Source organism: Streptomyces sp. MNU76 (assembly GCF_020982545.1).
GTDB lineage: Bacteria > Actinomycetota > Actinomycetes > Streptomycetales > Streptomycetaceae > Streptomyces.
Genome location: NZ_JAJKLK010000024.1, coordinates 129,640 through 148,355 on the forward strand (window position 1 = coordinate 129,640; position 18,716 = coordinate 148,355).

Here is an 18,716-nt window from a genome sequence, read left to right on the forward strand (position 1 = left end):
GGGTGTCCTCGTTCGGGATCAGTGGCACCAACGCCCACCTCGTCCTGGAGGAAGCGCCTCCCGCCCCGGAACCGGAAGCGACCCCCGAGCCGGCGCCCGGAACGGTCCTGTGGGCGTTGTCCGGCCGGACCGAGCAGGCTCTGCGCGCGCAGGCGCGGCGGCTGCGTGAGCATCTGAGCGTGACGCCCCGGGCGGGACTCGCCGACGTGGGCTTCTCGCTGGCCACCACGCGCGCCGCGCTGGAGCACCGGGCGGTGCTGGTCGGCGACGACCCGGACCGGATGCTCGTGGATCTGGCGGCGCTCGCGGACGGCGACCCGCCGTCCCGTGTGCCGTACGGCGTGCCGAGCGGAGGGAAGACGGCGTTCCTCTTCACCGGGCAGGGCAGCCAGCGCGTCGGCATGGGACGTGAACTCCACGCGCGGTTCCCGGTGTTCGCCGAGGCACTGGACGAGGTCTTCGAGGCGTTCGGCGACCGCCTCGGGCGGCCGCTGCGCGATGTCGTCCTCGCCGGGGCGGACTCCCCGGACGCCGCCCTGCTGGACCGGACCGTGTTCACCCAGGCCGGGCTGTTCGCCGTGGAGGTGGCCCTCTTCCGGCTCGTCGAACACCTCGGAATACGGCCGGACCGGGTGGCCGGACACTCGGTCGGCGAACTGGCGGCGGCCCACGCCGTCGGAATGATGTCGCTGCCGGACGCGGTGACCCTGGTCGCCGAGCGCGGCCGTCTCATGGAGGCGCTGCCCGAGGGCGGCGCGATGGTCTCGGTCCGGGCGCCGGAGGAGGAGGTCGCCGCACTGCTGCGCGGCCGGGAGACGCGGGTGGCGATCGCCGCCGTCAACGGCCCGCTCTCCTGCGTGCTCTCCGGCGACGAGGACGCGGTCGTGGAGATCGCCGGTGAGCTGTCGGCGCGCGGTCGCAGGACCAGGCGGCTGCGGGTCAGCCATGCCTTTCACTCGCCCCGCATGGATCCCATGCTGGAGGAGTTCCGCCGGGCGGCTCAGGGGCTCGACCTGTCGGCGCCCGCCGTACCGCTGCTGTCGGACATGACGGGACAGCCCGTCACCGGGCCGGCCGACGGCAGCCCGGCCGACGCGGACTACTGGGCGCGGCACGTCCGGGAGACGGTGCGGTTCGCCGATGTCGTACGCGCGCTACGGGCGGACGGAGTGACGACGTTCGTCGAGATCGGACCCGACGCCGTCCTGACCGCCATGGGCCGCGACTGTCTCCCCGACGACGAGGCTGAGGACGCCCGGGTGGAGTTCGTTCCCCTGCTGCGGCGTGACCACCCCGAGGAGCGGACCCTCGCGGAGGCACTCGCCCGGCTCCACGTCCGAGGCGTCGGCCCCGACTGGGCGGCGCTGTTCGCCGGCACGGGCGCCTCCCGCGTCGACCTGCCGACGTACGCCTTCCAGCGCAGGCGCTACTGGGCGAGCGCCGGACCGGTCACCGCCGGGAACGCTCCCGCGCTCGGCCTCGCCACCGGCGGGCATCCCCTCCTCGGTGCCGCGGTGCGGCCCGCGGACTCCGACACGCTGGTGCTCACCGGGCGGCTGTCCCTGGACACCCATCCCTGGCTCGCCGACCACACCGTCCTCGGCACCGTCCTCTTCCCCGGTGCGGGGCTCGTGGAACTGGCCCTGCACGCGGCCCGCCGCACCGGCTGCGACCTGCTGGAGGAGCTGACCCTGCAGGCACCGCTCGCGCTGCCGGACGAAGGAGCCGTCGAGCTCCAGGTCCAGGTGGCGGGGGCCGACTCCGACGGGCGGCGGTCCGTCACCGTGCACACCCGGCCCGCGCCGGCCGCGGCCCGCGACCAGGAGGACGGCGAGACGGACGGCGGCGACTGGACGCTGCACGCCGTCGGGGTGCTCGCCCCGGCCGCCGGGGCGGTGGCCGATACCGACCACTTCGCGAACTGGCCGCCCGACGCCGAAGCGGTGGACCTGACCGAGTGGTACGACGCGCTCGCCGCACAGGGCTTCGGCTACGGCCCCGCCTTCCGCGGGCTGCGTGCCGCGTGGCGACGCGGCACGGAGGTCTTCGCCGAACTGGCCCTCCCCGAGGAACAGGCCACCGCCGCGGCCGGGTACGGACTGCACCCCGCACTGCTCGACGCCGCGCTGCACGCCATCGAACTGGGCGCCCTGCCCGGCGGCGACGAGACCCGGCTGCCCTTCGCATGGAGCGGGGTACGTCTGGACACGGCCGGGGCCACTGCGGCACGCGTCCGGTTGGCACCCGCCGGACCCGACGCGGTCACTCTGGCCTTCGCCGACGCGGCGGGTCGTACGGTGGCGTCGGTGGGCGCGCTGTCGCGGCGGCCGGTCTCCGCCGAGCGACTCCGCGCGGCCCAGGGCGGGGGAGGCGACCCGCTGTACCGGGTGGAGTGGACTTCGCTGCCCGGCATCGCCGGTCCGGGCTCCGGCGCGATCCCCGAGCGGTGGGCGGTCGTCGGCGACGCGGCCGACGCGGCCCGCATGGCCGGAACACCGACGGCCGCCGGTGCCGAGGTCCCGACCCATCCGGACCTTCCGGCGCTCGCCGAGGACATCGACCGTACGGCGGCCGTCCCGGCCGTCGTCCTGGCACCGCTGACCGGCTCCTCCCCGGACGGTACGGACGCGGCACGGGCCGCCGGGCGTGCGCTGGCCCTGGCCCAGGGCTGGCTGGCCGACGAGCGTTTCGCCGCCACCCGTCTGGTCGTCGTCACCCGGGGAGCGGTCGCCGCGGGGCCCGACGAGGACGTGTCCGACCTCGCGCACAGCGCTGTCTGGGGGCTCGTCCGCTCGGCACAGACCGAGCACCCCGACCGGATCACCCTGCTCGACCTCGACGACGAACCCGCCTCACGGCGGGTCATGGCGGCGGCCCTCGTCGCCGCGGAGGCCTCGGGCGAAGCCCAACTCGCCGTCCGCGCCGGGCGCGTACTCGTCCCCCGCATGACACGTGCCACGACGCCCGCGCCCCCGGGGCCCGGTGAGGGGCCGTGGCCGGCGGACGGCACCGTACTGATCACCGGTGCGACCGGCGCCCTGGGCGCCGCCGTGGCCCGCCACCTGGTCACCGAGCACGGCGCACGCGACCTGCTGCTCGTCGGCCGACGGGGCGACGCCGCCCCCGGCGCCCTCGAACTCCGCCAGGAACTGGGCGGGTTGGGGGCCAGGGCCACCCTCGCCGCCTGTGACGTCGCCGACCGCGCGGCGCTCGCGGAACTGCTCGCCACGGTGCCCGCAGACCGTCCGCTGACGGCCGTCGTCCACGCCGCCGGTGTCCTGGACGACCGTGTCTTCGACGCCCTCACTCCTGAGAGCCTCGAAGCGGTCCTCCGACCGAAGGCGGACGCCGCCCGGCACCTCAGCGACCTCACCCGCGATCTCGACCTGGCCGCCTTCGTCCTCTTCTCCTCCGTGCAGGGCCTGCTCGGCGGCGCGGGACAGGCCAACTACGCGGCGGCCAACACCTACCTGGACGCCCTGGCACAACATCGGCGGGCAGGCGGTCTCGTGGCCACCTCACTGGCCTGGGGCCCGTGGGCGGAGGGCGGCATGGCCGCCGGGCTCGGCGAGACCGACCGCCGCCGGTTCGCCCGCGTGGGCATCCACGCGCTCACCCCCGGCCAGGGTCTGCGACTCCTCGACACCGCGCTGGCCTCCGGCGACGCCTGCTCGGTGCCGCTCGCCCTCGACACCGCCGCGCTACGGGCCGCCGGCACCGGCGTACCGCCGTTGCTGCGAGGGCTCGTCCCGGCGCGCATCCGTGAAGCGGCGGGCTCCGGCCCGAGCACGTCCGGCGAAGCGCCGGGCGCCCGGCTCGTGGCCCGGCTCGTCGAACTCGACGCCGCCGCTCAGGAGAAGCAGCTGCTCGCCCTGGTGCGGACCGAGGCCGCAGCCGTCCTGAACTACGACCGCGCGGAGACGGTCGACGCGCGCCGGAGCTTCAAGGAACTCGGCGCCGACTCCCTCAGCGCCGTGGAACTGCGCAACCGGCTCGGCAGGGCGACCGGACTACGGCTGTCCGCGACCGTCGTCTTCGACCATCCGACCCCCACCGCACTGGCCGGACGGCTCCGGGCCGAACTCTTCCCCGCCGCAGGCCCGGACGTCACGGAGAGCGGGGAGGACCGGGCACACGACACGGTCCCCGACGGACCGGATCCCGCGGCCGACGCGGAGGAACTGGCCGCCGAGGAACAACTGATCGACGCCATGGATGTGGCGGAACTGGTCCGGATGGCCCGCGAAGGCATCGAGTCCTGAACAGCACTGGGAGAAGAAAGCTCATGACCCGAACGCCGTCGTCCTCGTCACCTTCTTCGTCAGCTTCCTCCGACGCGACCGTCGTGGAGGCGCTCAGGGACGCCCTCAAGGAAACCGCCCGGCTGCGCCGCGAGAACCGGCAACTCCAGGCGGGTGTGGGGGAGCCGGTGGCGGTGGTGGGGATGGCGTGTCGGTTGCCGGGTGGGGTGGTGTCGCCTGCGGGGTTGTGGGAGTTGGTGGCTGAGGGTCGGGACGGTGTGTCGGGGTTTCCGGTGGACCGGGGTTGGGATGTGGAGGGGTTGTTCGATCCGGATCCGGATCGGCCGGGGACGTCGTATACGCGGCATGGCGGGTTTTTGCATGATGCGGCGGAGTTCGATGCGGAGTTCTTCGGGATCTCGCCGCGTGAGGCGTTGGCGATGGATCCGCAGCAGCGGTTGTTGCTGGAGTCGTCGTGGGAGGCGGTGGAGTCGGCGGGCATCGATCCGCACGCGTTGCGGGGCAGCCGCACCGGCGTCTTCGCCGGAATCATGTACCACGACTACGGACCCGCACTGCACGTACCCGCCGGAGGCGTGGACGGCCAGCGGCTGACCGGCGGTGCCGGCAGCGTTCTGTCGGGTCGGGTGGCGTTTTCGTTGGGGCTTGAGGGTCCTGCGGTGACGGTGGATACGGCGTGTTCGTCGTCGTTGGTGGCGGTGCATCTGGCGGTGTCGGCGTTGCGGGCGGGGAGTGTTCGCTGGCGTTGGCGGGTGGGGTGACGGTGATGTCGTCGCCGGGGACGTTTGTGGAGTTTTCGCGGCAGCGTGGGTTGTCGGTGGATGGGCGGTGTCGGTCGTTCGCGGCGTCGGCGGGTGGGACGGGGTGGGCGGAGGGGTGGGGCTGCTGGTGTTGAGCGGCTTTCGGATGCCCGTCGTCTTGGGCATCGGGTGTTGGCGGTGGTGCGGGGGAGTGCGGTCAATCAGGACGGTGCGAGTAATGGGTTGACGGCGCCGAGTGGGCGGGCGCAGGAGCGGGTGATCCGGGCGGCGTTGTCGGCGTCGGGTGTGGCTGCTGTTGATGTGGATGTGGTGGAGGCGCACGGGACTGGGACGCGGTTGGGTGATCCGATCGAGGCGCAGGCGTTGCTGGCGACGTATGGGCGGGAGCGGTCGGCTGGGCGGCCGTTGTGGTTGGGGTCGTTGAAGTCGAACATCGGGCATGCGCAGGCGGCTGCGGGTGTGGCTGGTGTGATCAAGATGGTGATGGCGCTTCAACAACGTGCGTTGCCGCGGACGTTGCATGTGGATGAGCCGACGCCGCTCGTGGACTGGGCCTCGGGTGGGGTCGAGTTGCTGACCGAGCAGCGGGAGTGGGAGGCGGTGGCGGGGCGTCCGCGCCGGGCGGGGTGTCCTCGTTCGGGATCAGTGGCACCAACGCCCACCTCGTCCTGGAGGAAGCGCCTCCCGCCCCGGAACCGGAAGCGACCCCGAGCCGGCGCCGGAGACCCACCCCGACACCTCCCCGGTGCCGCTGGTGCTCTCCGGCCGTACCCCGGACGCGCTGCGCGACCAGGCACGTCGCCTGCTGCCCCTGCTGCGGGACACCGCCGGGCCCGCCGCCCGCGACCTCGCCCACTCCCTGCTGACGTCCCGCTCGCTGTTCGACCACCGTGCCGTGGTCGGCGGGGACCGGCGGGCATGGGAGGAAGGGCTCGCGGCACTGGCCGAGGGCACGCCCGGCGCGGATGTGGCGCACGGCGAGGCCTCCGCCACCGGGCCGGTCGTGTTCGTCTTCCCGGGGCAGGGTTCGCAGTGGGTCGGTATGGCGGGGGAGTTGCTGGCGGAGTCGGCGGTGTTCGCGGCTCGGATGGAGGAGTGCGAGCGGGCTCTGGCGCCGTTCGTGGACTGGTCGTTGCTGGACGCCGTGCGCTCGGGGCGGGAGTGGGACCGGGTCGATGTGGTCCAGCCCGCCCTCTTCGCGGTGATGGTGTCGCTCGCGGAGGTGTGGCGGTCGTTCGGTGTGGTGCCGGACGCGGTCGTGGGTCACAGCCAGGGTGAGATCGCCGCCGCCGTCGTGGCCGGCGCGCTGTCCCTGGAGGACGGGGCCAAGGTCGTGGCCCTGCGCAGCAAGGCGCTGGGTGTGCTGGCCGGACGCGGCGGCATGGTCTCCGTGGCCCTCGCGCACGACCGCCTGGCCGACCTGCTCGCCGACCGCCCCGGACTGTCGGTCGCCGCCGTCAACGCCCCCTCCGCCGGGGTGGTGTCCGGCGACCCCGACGCCCTGGCCGCGCTGCTCGCGGAGTGCGAGGCCCAGGGCGTACGGGCCCGGCGCATCGACGTCGACTACGCCTCGCACTCCGCCCACGTGGAGGAGATACGCGAGACGCTTCTGGAGGCCCTGACCGGACTGCGGCCGACACCCGCCCACGTGCCGTTGTACTCCACCGTCGAGGGCGGCTGGCTGGACACCGCTCGGATGGACGCCGACTACTGGTACCGCAACCTGCGGGCCACCGTCGGCTTCGCACCCGCCGTCCGCACCCTCGCCGAGTCCGGGTACACGGGTTTCATCGAGGTCAGCCCGCACCCCGTGCTCACCATGGGCATCGAGGAGACCGTCCACGAGACCGGCTGCGAGGCCGTCGTGCTCGGTTCGCTCCGGCGCGACGAGGGCGGGCTGCGGCGCCTGCACCACGCGCTCGGCGAAGCCTTCGTCCGAGGGCTCCCCGTCGACTGGAAGCCGGCCCTCGCCGGCACCGGTGCCCGCCTCGTGGACCTGCCCACCTATCCGTTCCAGCGCCGCCGCTACTGGCTGGAGACCCCGCGGGCGTCGGACCCGGCCGCCCCGGCCGACGACGGACTGTGGCGGGAGATCGAGACCCAGGACTCCGCTGCCCTCGCCGACACCCTGGGGGTCGACCCCGGGGCGGTGGACGAGGTGGTGCCCGCCCTGTCCGCGTGGCGCTCCGAACGGATACGAGGGCGGCGTGCCGACAGCTGGCGTCACCGTGTGGGGTGGCGTCCGCTGACGCTCGCGCCGAGGGCGTCGCTGTCCGGGCGGTGGCTCGTCGTGCTTCCGGCGGCCGACAGCGGTGCCGATGTCCTGGCCGCGCTGACGGCGGCCGGGGCCGCACCGGTCCCCGTCGTCGTCTCCGGCCCCGACCAGGACCGGGAATCCCTGGCGACCTCCCTGCGTGCCGCGTCGGGCGCGGAGCCCGTGGCCGGCGTGTTCTCGTTGCTGGCCGAGGAGACGCGCCCGCACCCCGCCCAGCCCGACGTGCCCGCTGGGCTGTCCCTGACCCTCGCCCTCGTCCAGGCGCTCGGCGACACCGGGACGGACGCCCCGCTGTGGTGCGCGACCCGGGCCCTGGCGGCCGTGGGCGGCGGCGAGCGGCCGGGAGCGAGTGCGCAGGCCGCGGTCGCCGGACTGGGCCGGACGGTCGCGCTGGAACGGCCCGGCCACTGGGGCGGCCTCGTCGACCTGCCCGCGGCGCTGGACGAGCGGGCCGCGGACCGGCTGGGCGCGGTCCTCGCCACCGTCACCGACGAGGACCAGGTCGCCGTGCGCTCCTCCGGCGTGTACGGCCGCCGCCTGCTCCCGGTCGGTCCCGGCCGTCCGGCCGAGGCCCGCCACAGCCCGAGCGGCACCGTACTCATCACCGGCGGCACAGGAGGGATCGGGGCCCAGGTCGCCCGCGAACTCGCCGAGCGGGGAGCCGCCCACCTGCTGCTGCTCAGCCGCCGCGGACCCGACGCCCCCGGCGTGGACGCACTGCGCGACGAACTCACCGCGCTCGGCGCGCGGGTGACCGTCGCCGCCTGTGACGTCGCCGACCGCGCGCAGCTGACGGCGGTCGTCGCCGCGATCCCCGAGGAGGAGCCGCTCACCACGGTCGTGCACGCCGCCGGGGTCCTCGACGACGGCACCCTCGACGCCCTCGACCCGGCCCGCCTCGCCACCCTGATGCGCGTCAAGGTCACCGCCGCGCGCGCCCTGCACGAGGTCACCGACGGCATCGGTCTCGCCGACTTCGTCGTGTTCTCCTCCTTCATGGGCGTCCTCGGCAGCGCCGGCCAGGGAAACTACGCCGCCGCCAACGCCGCGCTCGACGCCCTGGTCGCCGAACGCCGCGCCGCCGGACTGCCCGGCACGTCCGTCGCCTGGGGCGCCTGGGCCGGCGGCGGCATGGTCGACGACCGGATCGCCGACCGCCTCCGCCGCCTCGGCATCACCCCCATGGAACCCCGGGCGGCCGTCCGGGCCATGACCGCCGCCCTCGCGGACCACGACGAACTCTGCGTCGTCGCCGACGTGGACTGGCAGCGCTTCCGCGAGGCCGTCGGGCTGCGCGCCACGGCACTGCTGAGCAGCCTGCCCGGAGCCGTCGGCGCGCGGACCCCGGCACCGGCCGGACCCGCCGAGCAGGACGGGCAGGTGCGCGGGGAGCTCGCCGCGCTCCCCGCCGCCGAGCGGTCCCGTCACATCACCGACCTCGTGCGCACGCACGCCGCGACGGTGCTGCGCCACGGCGCGGCCACCGACATCGCCCCCGGCCGGGCCTTCGCCGAACTCGGCTTCGACTCCCTCACCGCCGTGGAACTGCGCAACCGGCTCGGCACGGCCACCGGACTGCGGCTGCCCACCACCCTGCTCTTCGACCACCCCACACCCCAGGCACTTGCCGCCCATCTCCTCGCCGAACTCGCCCCGTCGGACCCCCCGGCCGAGGAGGCCGGCGCGGCTCTCCCCGGAACAACGGCCGCCGTCGACGGCGACCCGATCGCCATCATCGGCATCGGCTGCCGCTTCCCCGGCGCCGTCCACGGCCCGGACGCCTTCTGGCAGCTGCTCAGCGAGGGACGGGACGTCATCGCCGACTGGCCGGCGGACCGCGGCTGGGACACCGACCGGCTCTACGACCCCGACCCGGACCGCCCCGGCACCACCTACAGCCGGCGCGGCGGGTTCCTCCACGACGCCGGAGGCTTCGACGCCGCCTTCTTCGGGATCTCGCCCCGCGAGGCCCTGGCCATGGACCCGCAGCAGAGGCTGCTCCTGGAGACCTGCTGGGAGACCGTCGAACACGCCGGTATCGACCCGACCGCCCTGCGCGGCCGCCCGGTCGGCGTGTTCGTCGGCACCAACGGCCAGGACTACCCCGGCGTCCTCGACGGCGCGCCCGGCGTCTCCGAGGGCCACGTCATGACGGGCAACACCGCCAGTGTGATGTCGGGCCGGATCTCGTACGAACTGGGCCTCGACGGGCCCGCGCTGACCGTGGACACCGCATGCTCCTCCTCGCTGGTGACCCTGCACCTGGCGGCCCAGGCCCTGCGCCGGGGCGAGTGCGCGCAGGCCCTCGCCGGCGGTGTCACCCTCATGACCACGCCCAAGCTGTTCGTCGAGTTCAGCCGCCAGCGCGGACTGGCCCCGGACGGCCGCTGCAAGGCGTTCGCGGCCGGCGCCGACGGCACGGGCTGGGCCGAGGGTGTCGGCATGCTCCTCCTGGAACGCCTCTCGGACGCCCGCCGCGCAGGCCACCGGGTGCTCGCGGTACTCGGCGGCACCGCCGTCAACCAGGACGGTGCCAGCAACGGCCTGACCGCGCCCAGCGGGCCCGCGCAGCAGCGCGTCATCCGGGCCGCGCTCGCCGACGCCCGGCTCACGGCCGCGGAGATCGACGCTGTGGAGGCGCACGGCACCGGCACCCGGCTCGGCGACCCCATCGAGGCCCAGGCCCTCCAGGCCGTGTACGGGGCCGGACGGACCGCCGACGAGCCGCTGTGGCTGGGCTCGGTCAAGTCCAACATAGGCCACACCCAGGCCGCCGCCGGTGTCGCGGGCGTCATCAAGATGGTGCTCGCCATCGGCCACGGCGAACTGCCCCGGACCCTGCACGCCGACGAACCCAGCACCCACATCGACTGGGACACGGCGGGCCTACGGCTCCTCGGCGAGCCCACGCCGTGGCCCCGGACCGGCCGCCCGCGCCGCGCCGGCGTCTCCTCGTTCGGCATCAGCGGAACCAACGCCCACGTGATCGTGGAACAGGCACCCGACGCGGGCGAGGCGGGTGGCACGGGCGAGGAGGACGGCACGGCCGGAGAGACCGCGACCGGCGGCGCGGGGGAGACGCGACCGTCCACGGCCCGGACGCTGCCGCTGCTCCTGTCCGCCCGGACGCCCGCCGCGCTGCGCGCCAGGCGGCCCGACTGCTCGCCCACCTCGACACGAGCCCCGGCACGCCGCTGCCCGACGTGGCCCTGGCGCTCGTACGCGGACGGGCAGCGCTGGAGCACCGGGCCGCCGTGCCCGGGGGCGACGAGACGGCCGCACGTCGCGCGCTGGGGGCCCTGGCCGCCGGGACATCCGACCCGGATCTGGTCACCGGCCTGGCGGCACCCGGGCGTACCGCGCTGCTCTTCCCCGGTCAGGGAAGCCAGCGGGCCGCCGCCGGAGCCGCGCTGTACCGAGACGAGCCGGTGTTCGCCGACGCGCTGGACGACGTGCTCGCCCACTTCGCCCCCCACCTCGACCTGCCGCTGCGCGACATCCTGTTCGCCGCCGAGGGCGACGAGCGGGCCCCGCTGCTGCACCGCACCCGGTACACCCAGCCCGCGCTGTTCGCGCTCGAGGTGGCGCTGTTCCGCCTGCTGGACCACTGGGGAGTCGTCCCGGACCTGCTCATCGGCCACTCGGTCGGCGAGCTCGCCGCCGCGCACGTCGCCGGGGTGCTGGACCTCCCCGACGCCTGCGCCCTGGTCGCCGCCCGCGGCCGTCTGATGGACGAACTGTCCGGCGGCGGCGCCATGGTGGCGGTCGAGGTCGGCGAGAACGACGTGCTCCGTGTGCTCGGCGGACTCGGCCTCCTCGGAGGGGCCGCCGACGGCCCGGTCGGCATCGCGGCCGTCAACGGACCGGCGGCCACCGTCATCAGCGGTGACGAGGACGCCGTCCTGGGCGCGGCCGAGGAGTTCCGCCGCCAGGGCCGCCGGACCCGGCGGCTCACCGTGAGCCACGCGTTCCACTCCGCCCGGATGGACGGCATGCTCGACGCCTTCCGCGAGGTGGCCGAGAGCCTGACGTACGCCGAGCCCCGCATCCCCGTGATCTCCAACCTCACCGGTGAGCCCGCCTCCGCCGCCGAGTTGTGCTCCCCGGAGTACTGGGTGCGGCACGTGCGCGGCGCGGTGCGGTTCATGGACGGCGTACGGCGTCTGGTGGCCGAGGGCGCGACGACGTTCCTGGAGGCCGGGCCGGGGGGAGTGCTCTCCGCCCTGGTGCCGGCCTGTCTGCCGGAGGACGAGCCCGGTGTGGCGGCGGTTCCGCTGCTGCCCAAGGGACAGCCGGAGGGTGCCTCGGTCGTCGCGGCCCTCGCCCGCCTGCACGTCCGTGCGGTCGCCGTCGACTGGACCGCGGGGCACGAGGACACCGCCGCCCCGCATGTCGACCTGCCCACCTACCCGTTCCAGCACGAGCGGTTCTGGCCGCGCCCGGCCGCGGGGAAGGACGCGGACCGCGCCACCACGGACTCGGACCCCTTCTGGGACCTGGTCGGCACGGCCGACACACCGTCGGTCGCCTCGCTGCTGGGACTCGACGAGCGGGCGCCGCTCGGTGACGTACTGCCCGCGCTGTCCGCCTGGCGCGCGCGCCGGGACCAGGAGGCGGCCGCCGCCCGGCACCACTACCGCGTCGCATGGCAGCCGCTGGCCCTGCCCGCCCGCGTCCGGTTGTCCGGCTCGTGGCTCCTCGCGGTGCCGGACGACCCGGCGGTCACGGAGACGGCCGCCGCCGTGGAACGAGCCCTCGTGGAGCACGGCGCCGAGACGACCGTCGTCCGGATCGCCGTCGGCGCCGGCCGCGCGGAACTGGCCGAACGGCTCCCCGCCGGGGCCACCGGTGTGCTCTCCCTGCTGGCCCTGACCGACCTTCCGCACCCGGACCACGCGCCGCTCGGCGCGGGGCTCGCCCTCACCCTGACCCTGCTCCAGGCCCTCGGCGACACCGGCGGCCGCGCCCGGCTGTGGTGCGTCACGTCCGGCGCGGTCGGGGCGGGCCAGGACACGCCGCCGCCGTCGCCCGCCCAGGCCCGGGTGTGGGGACTCGGCAGGGTCGCCGCCCTGGAACACCCCGACCGCTGGGGCGGCCTGGTCGACCTCCCCGAACGGCTCGACCCCGCCGCCCTGCGCGGGCTGTGCGCGTGCCTGGGGGGCGTGGGCGGCGCCGACGCCGGTCACGGCGACGGTACGACGGACGGGCTCGCCGGTGAGGACCAGATCGCGGTCCGCCCGTCCGGCCTGCTCGGCCGGCGGCTGGTAGGCGCTCCGGAGGGTCTCCCGGCCGCCGGCGGCCGGGTCATCCCCGACGACGATGCCGCCGCCACCGGCGACGATGTCACCCCCGACCGCCAGGTCACCCCCGGCGCCGTACCAGCCTCCACCGGCTGGCGCCCCCAGGGAACCGTTCTCGTCACCGGCGGCACCGGCGGTATCGGCCGACACATCGCCCGCTGGCTGGCCCGGGAAGGTGCCGAGCACCTCGTGCTGGCCGGCCGGCGGGGAACGGCCGCCCCCGGCGCGGCGGCCCTCGTCGCCGAGCTGGAGCAGACGGGAGCCCGGGTCACCGTGGCTGCCTGCGACCTCGCCGACCGGGACGCGACGGCCGCGCTCGTCGAGCGGCTCCGGGCGGCCGGCGACACACCGCGCGCGGTCTTCCACGCCGCGGGCACCGTCTCCGACACTCCCACCGAGCAGTGCACCCCCGCACAACTCGACGCCGAACTGGCGGCCAAGGCCGACGGAGCCGACCACCTCGACGCACTCCTCGCCGACGAACCGCTCGACGCCTTCGTCCTGTTCTCCTCCATCGCGGGCACCTGGGGCAGCGGCGGCCAGGCCGCGTACGCCGCCGCCAACGCGCACCTGGACGCCCTCGCCGCCCGGCGCAGGGCCCACGGGCGCACCGCGCTCTCCGTCGCGTGGGGCCCCTGGGAGGGCACCGGCATGGCCGAGGGCGACGCCGGCGCCGGACTGCGCCGGCACGGCCTCGCCGGCCTGCGGCCCGAAACGGCGCTGACCGCACTCCGCCAGGCGCTGGACAACGGGCGCACCGAGGTCGTCGTCGCCGATGTGGACTGGCGGCGGTTCGTCCCCGTCTTCACCTCCGGACGCCCCAGCAGGCTCCTGGGCGCGCTGCCCGAGACCGCCGGGGCGGCCGGGGCCGCCGAACCCTTCGAGGGCGGGCCCGCGGCCGGCACCGCCGTACCCGAGGACCACGCCGCCCGGTGGCGCGACCGGCTGACGGCCCTCCCCGACGCGGAGGGCGACCGGCTCCTCGTCGAACTGATCACCACCGAGGCGGCGGCGATCCTCGGCCACGAGTCGGCCCAGCGGGTCGACCCCGAACGCCCGCTGCGCGACATCGGCTTCGACTCCATCACGGCCGTCGAACTGCGCAACCGGCTCGTCGCCGCCACCGGCTTCCGCCTGCCGGTCACCGGCCTCTTCGACCACCCCACGGCGACCGGCCTCGCCCGGCACATCCGTGAGGGCCTCACGGGCGCCGCACGGCCCCCCGCCGTCCCGGACACCACCGCACCCCGGCCCCGCACGCCACCGATCCCGCCGACGACCCGCTCGCCGTGGTCGCGATGGCCTGCCGCTTCCCCGCGGGCGTGCGTGCCCCGGAGGACCTGTGGCGGCTGGTGGCCGACGAGGTGGACGCCATCGGCGCCTTCCCCACCGACCGGGGCTGGGACCTGGACTCCCTGTACGACCCCGACCCGGACCGGCCGGGCACCTTCTACAGCTCCGGCGGCGGATTCCTCGACGGGGCGGGCGACTTCGACGCCGGCTTCTTCGGGATCTCGCCCCGCGAGGCGCTGGCCATGGACCCGCAGCAGCGGCTCCTCCTGGAGACCTCCTGGGAGGTGCTCGAACGCGCCGGGATCGACCCGCTGTCGGTCCGCGGCAGCCGCGGCGGCGTCTTCGTCGGCGTGGCCTCCCAGGGCTACGGCACCGGGCCGGGCACGTCGTCCGACGGCGTCGAAGGGCATCTGCTGAGCGGCAACGTCACCAGCGTGGCGTCCGGCCGGATCGCGTACACGCTCGGCATCGAGGGCCCGGCCGTCACCCTCGACACGGCCTGCTCCTCCTCACTGGTCGCCCTGCACCTCGCCGGTCAGGCGCTGCGCGCCGGTGACTGCTCCTTCGCGCTCGTCGGCGGCGCCGCCGTGATGGCGGCCCCGGACGTGTTCGTGGAGTTCAGCAAGCAGGGCGGTCTCTCGCCCGACGGCCACTGCCGCTCGTTCGCCGACGGCGCCGACGGCACCGGCTGGGGCGAGGGCGCCGGCATGATCCTGGTCGAGCGGCTGTCCGACGCCCGGCGCCTCGGCCACCCCGTGCTCGCCCTGGTCCGCGGTACGGCGGTCAACCAGGACGGCGCCAGCAACGGCCTCACCGCCCCGAGCGGCCTCGCCCAGCAGCGAGTGATCCGCGAGGCGCTCGCCCACGCCCGTCTCACCACGGCTGACGTCGACATGGTCGAGGCGCACGGCACCGGCACCGTCCTCGGCGACCCCGTCGAGGCACAGGCACTGCTGGCCACCTACGGCCAGGGCCGCCCGGCGGACCGGCCGCTCTGGCTGGGGTCGCTGAAGTCCAACCTCGGCCACACCCAGGCCGCGGCGGGCGTCGCGGGACTGATGAAGACCGTCCTGGCCATGGGGCACGCGACGCTGCCCAGGACCCTGCACGCCGACGACCCCACCTCCCGGGTCGACTGGTCCGGCGGAGCCGTCCGGCTCCTCGACCGGGCCCGCCCCTGGACGGCCCCGGCCGCCCCGGCGCGCCGGAGTCTCGGCGTTCGGCATGAGCGGCACCAACGCCCATGTGGTCCTGGAGGAGGCGCCCCCGGAGCCGGCCGTCCCGGAGCCGCCGACCGACGCTCAGGACACCGGCGCCCGGCCCGACGACCACGCGTCGCCCGCGCTGCCCTGGCTCCTCTCCGCCCGCTCGCAGCCGGCCCTGCGCGAACAGGCCGCGCGGCTGCACGCCCACCTCACCGACCGACCCGAACTGCGGCCGGCCGACGTCGCCCACGCGTTGGCGACCACCAGGTCCGCCCTCCCGCACCGGGCCGTCGTCGTCGGCACCGGCCGCCGTGAACTGTTGGACGCGCTGGCCGCCCTCGCGGACCGGTCGGCCGCGTCCGGAGCCGTCGAGGGACAGGCCCGCGGCGGCGGCCGTACCGTCTTCGTCTTTCCCGGTCAGGGTTCGCAGTGGGCGGGGATGGGGTCGGGTCTGCTGGATGCGGCTCCGGTCTTCGCGGAGCGCGTGGCGCAGTGCGAGCGGGCGCTGTCGCCGTACGTGGACTGGTCGTTGACCGATGTGCTGCGCGGCGAGCCGGGTGCACCGTCGCTGGACCGGGTGGATGTGGTTCAGCCCGCGTTGTGGGCGGTGATGGTGTCGTTGGCCGCGCTGTGGCGGTCCTGCGGTGTCGAGCCGTCGGCGGTGGTCGGGCACAGCCAGGGGGAGATCGCGGCCGCCGTGGTGGCGGGGGCGTTGTCCCTGGACGACGGGGCCAAGGTCGTCGCCCTGCGCAGCCGGGCCCTCGTGGCGCTGGCCGGGGCCGGCGGCATGGTCTCCATCGCCGTCTCCGAGGACCGGGCCCGCGCCCTCCTGGCCCCCCACGGCGACCGTGCCTGCGTGGCCGCCGTGAACGGCCCCGACGCGGTGGTGGTGGCCGGCCGGCCGGACGCGCTCACGGACCTCCTCGCGGCCTGCGAGAGGGACGGCGTACGGGCCCGGCGCATCCCCGTCGACTACGCGGCCCACTCGGACCAGGTGGCCCGGGTCCGCGACGACCTGATCGACGCGCTGGCCGACGTGACGCCCCGCACGGGCGGGACACCGCTGTACTCCACGGTCACCGGCGAACCCCTCGACGGATCGCTGCTGACGGCGGACTACTGGTACCGGAACCTGCGTGAACCCGTCGAGTTCGCGCGGGCCACCGCACGACTGCTGGACGCCGGATTCGACCTCTTCGTCGAGACGAGCCCGCACCCCGTGCTCACCGCCGGAGTCGAGGGAACCGCCGAACGGGCGGGCCGGACCGTCACCACCGTCGGGACGCTGCGTCGCGACGACGGCGATCCCGCGCGGCTCCTCGCCTCGCTCGCCGAGGCCTGGACCACCGGAGCCCCGGTGGCCTGGCCGGACGTCGTGGCCGAGGCCGCGCCCGGCGCCCGACCCGTCCCCCTGCCCACCTACGCCTTCCAGCGGACCCGGTTCTGGCTGCCCACCCCGGGCCGGACCGCCTCGGCGGCCGGCGCGGGCGGCGGCGCCGCACAGGACCGCTTCTGGGCGGCGGTGGACAGCGGCGACCCGGCCGGGCTGGCCGCCGCTCTCGGCGCGGACGCCGACGCCACGCCGGAGGGCTTCGCCCCGGCGCTGCGCGAGGTGCTGCCGGTGCTGTCCGGCTGGCGTCGCGCCCGGCTCGACCGGGACGCCGTACGGTCCCTCGGCTATCGGGTCCGCTGGCAGCAGGTGCCCGACCCGCCCGCCGCGCCGCTCGACGGCGACTGGCTTCTCGTCGTACCGAAGCAGCACACCGACGACCCGCTCGTCGGTGCGTGCCAGGACGCGCTGCGGCTCGGCGGCGCGCGGGCCCGTACCGTCACCGTCGACGCGGGCGACGCGGCCCGTACGGCGCAGGACGTCGCCGACGCCGTCGCGGACGCGGCCGGGCCGGTCTCCGGCGTGCTGTCCCTGCTGTCCCTGGACGAGCGTGCGGCGGCGGAAGGGGCCCCGGTGCTCGCCGGGACCGCCGCCACCCTCGAACTGCTCAAGGCCCTGGACGCCCTCGGCATCGACGCCCCGCTGTGGTGCGTGACCGGCGGCGCGGTCGCCGTCCGTCCCGACGAGCGGCTCACCCGTCCGGGCGGGGCCCAGCTGTGGGGGCTCGGCCGGGTCGTCGGCCTGGAGCAGCCCCGGCGCTGGGGCGGCATCGCCGACCTGCCGCCGAGCCCCGGCCCCGACGAGGCGCGCCGCCTCGCCGCCTTCCTCGCGGGCGGCCACGAGGAGGACCACCTCGCCGTACGGCCCACCGGCGCTCACGCGCGCCGACTCGTCCACGCCCCGGCCCCCGACGCCTCGACGGGCCGCGACTGGACGCCGGCCGGAGGCACCGCCCTGATCACCGGCGACACCGGGGTGCTGGGCGCGGACATCGCCCGCTGGCTGGCCGGTCGTGGCGCCCGCCAGGTCGTCCTGGCCGGGGACCGGAGCGCGGATCAGGTGGCCGTGGCCGCCCTGCGCGACGAACTCGCCGGACTGGGAGCCGAGTTGACCGTTCCCGACGGTGGGGACCCCTTGGCCGGCCCGCCCGGCGGGGCACCCCTGACCGTTGCCGTCCACCTCGCCCGCGCCCATGACCCCGGCGCCTCCCTCGCCGAACTCACCCCCGAGGACCTGGCGGGCGCCCTGCGTTCCGCCCTCGGCCCGGTGGCCGACCTCGACGCGCTGCTCGACGGCCACCCGGCACCGGACTCCGTCGCCCTCGCCGTGCTGTTCCCGCTGAGCGGTGTCTGGGGGGCCGCCCGGCGGGGCGCCGCCACCAGCGCGTACGCCGCCCTCGAAGCGCTGGTCCGCGACCGCCGCGACCGGGGGAACCGCTGCGTCACCCTCGCCCTCGGCGGCCAGGAACCCGCGCCCGCCGGATCCGACGCGGTGGAGCGCCCCCTGGACGCGGGCACGGTCCTCGCGGCCCTGCAGCAGTCGCTGGACCACGACGAACCCGCCGCGATCCTCGCCGACGTCCGCTGGGACCGCGTCGTGGCCGCCGTGCCCGACCCCCGAGCGCTGCGGCTGCTCAGCGAACTGCCCGAGGCGGCCTCCGCCCCGGGCGACACCACGCGCGACGACGAGGACGACGCGGCCGCCGAACTCGCCCGCCGGCTCGAACCGTTGGACGAACCCGCGCGACGCCGTCTGCTGCTCGACCTGGTGTGCGACCACGCGGCCGCGGTCCTCGGCCACACCGGCCGCCAGGCCGTTCCGGCCGACCAGGCGTTCTCCGCCGTCGGGTTCGACTCGATGCTCGCCGTGTCCTTCCGCAACCGGCTGCGCACGGCGACCGGCGTCCCCGTCGCCGCGACGGTGGTGTTCGACCATCCCACCCCCACCGCCCTCGCCGACCACCTGTACGACGGGTTGTGCGCCCGTCCCGGACCGGCCGTTCCCGCGCTCGCCGAACTCCGGGCGCTGGAGGCGGCCCTGACCTCCGCCGACCCCCGCGCCCAGGGCGCCGACGAGCTCGGCGCGCGCCTGCAGGACCTCGTACGGACCTGGGCCCGGCGCACGGCGCCCGACACCGGCCCGGCGGACACCGACGCGATCGGTTCGGCCAGCGCCGACGAACTGTTCGACCTGCTCGACAACAACTTCGGAATGGCCTGAGGAGCACCGC

General features: G+C 75.9%; 1 protein-coding gene and 1 pseudogene. Both read left to right on the top strand.

All coding sequences use genetic code 11. The features are described from left to right. The first annotated feature begins 2 nt into the window (after nucleotides 1-2). Nucleotides 3-4,262: a type I polyketide synthase gene (locus E4N62_RS39055; protein WP_230222308.1), complete on the top strand. Its 4,260-nt coding sequence runs from the start codon at nucleotides 3-5 to the stop codon at nucleotides 4,260-4,262. 83 nt (nucleotides 4,263-4,345) lie between these two features. Continuing rightward, a pseudogene (locus tag E4N62_RS39060) lies at nucleotides 4,346-18,706 on the top strand (type I polyketide synthase). Nucleotides 18,707-18,716 lie beyond the last annotated feature (10 nt).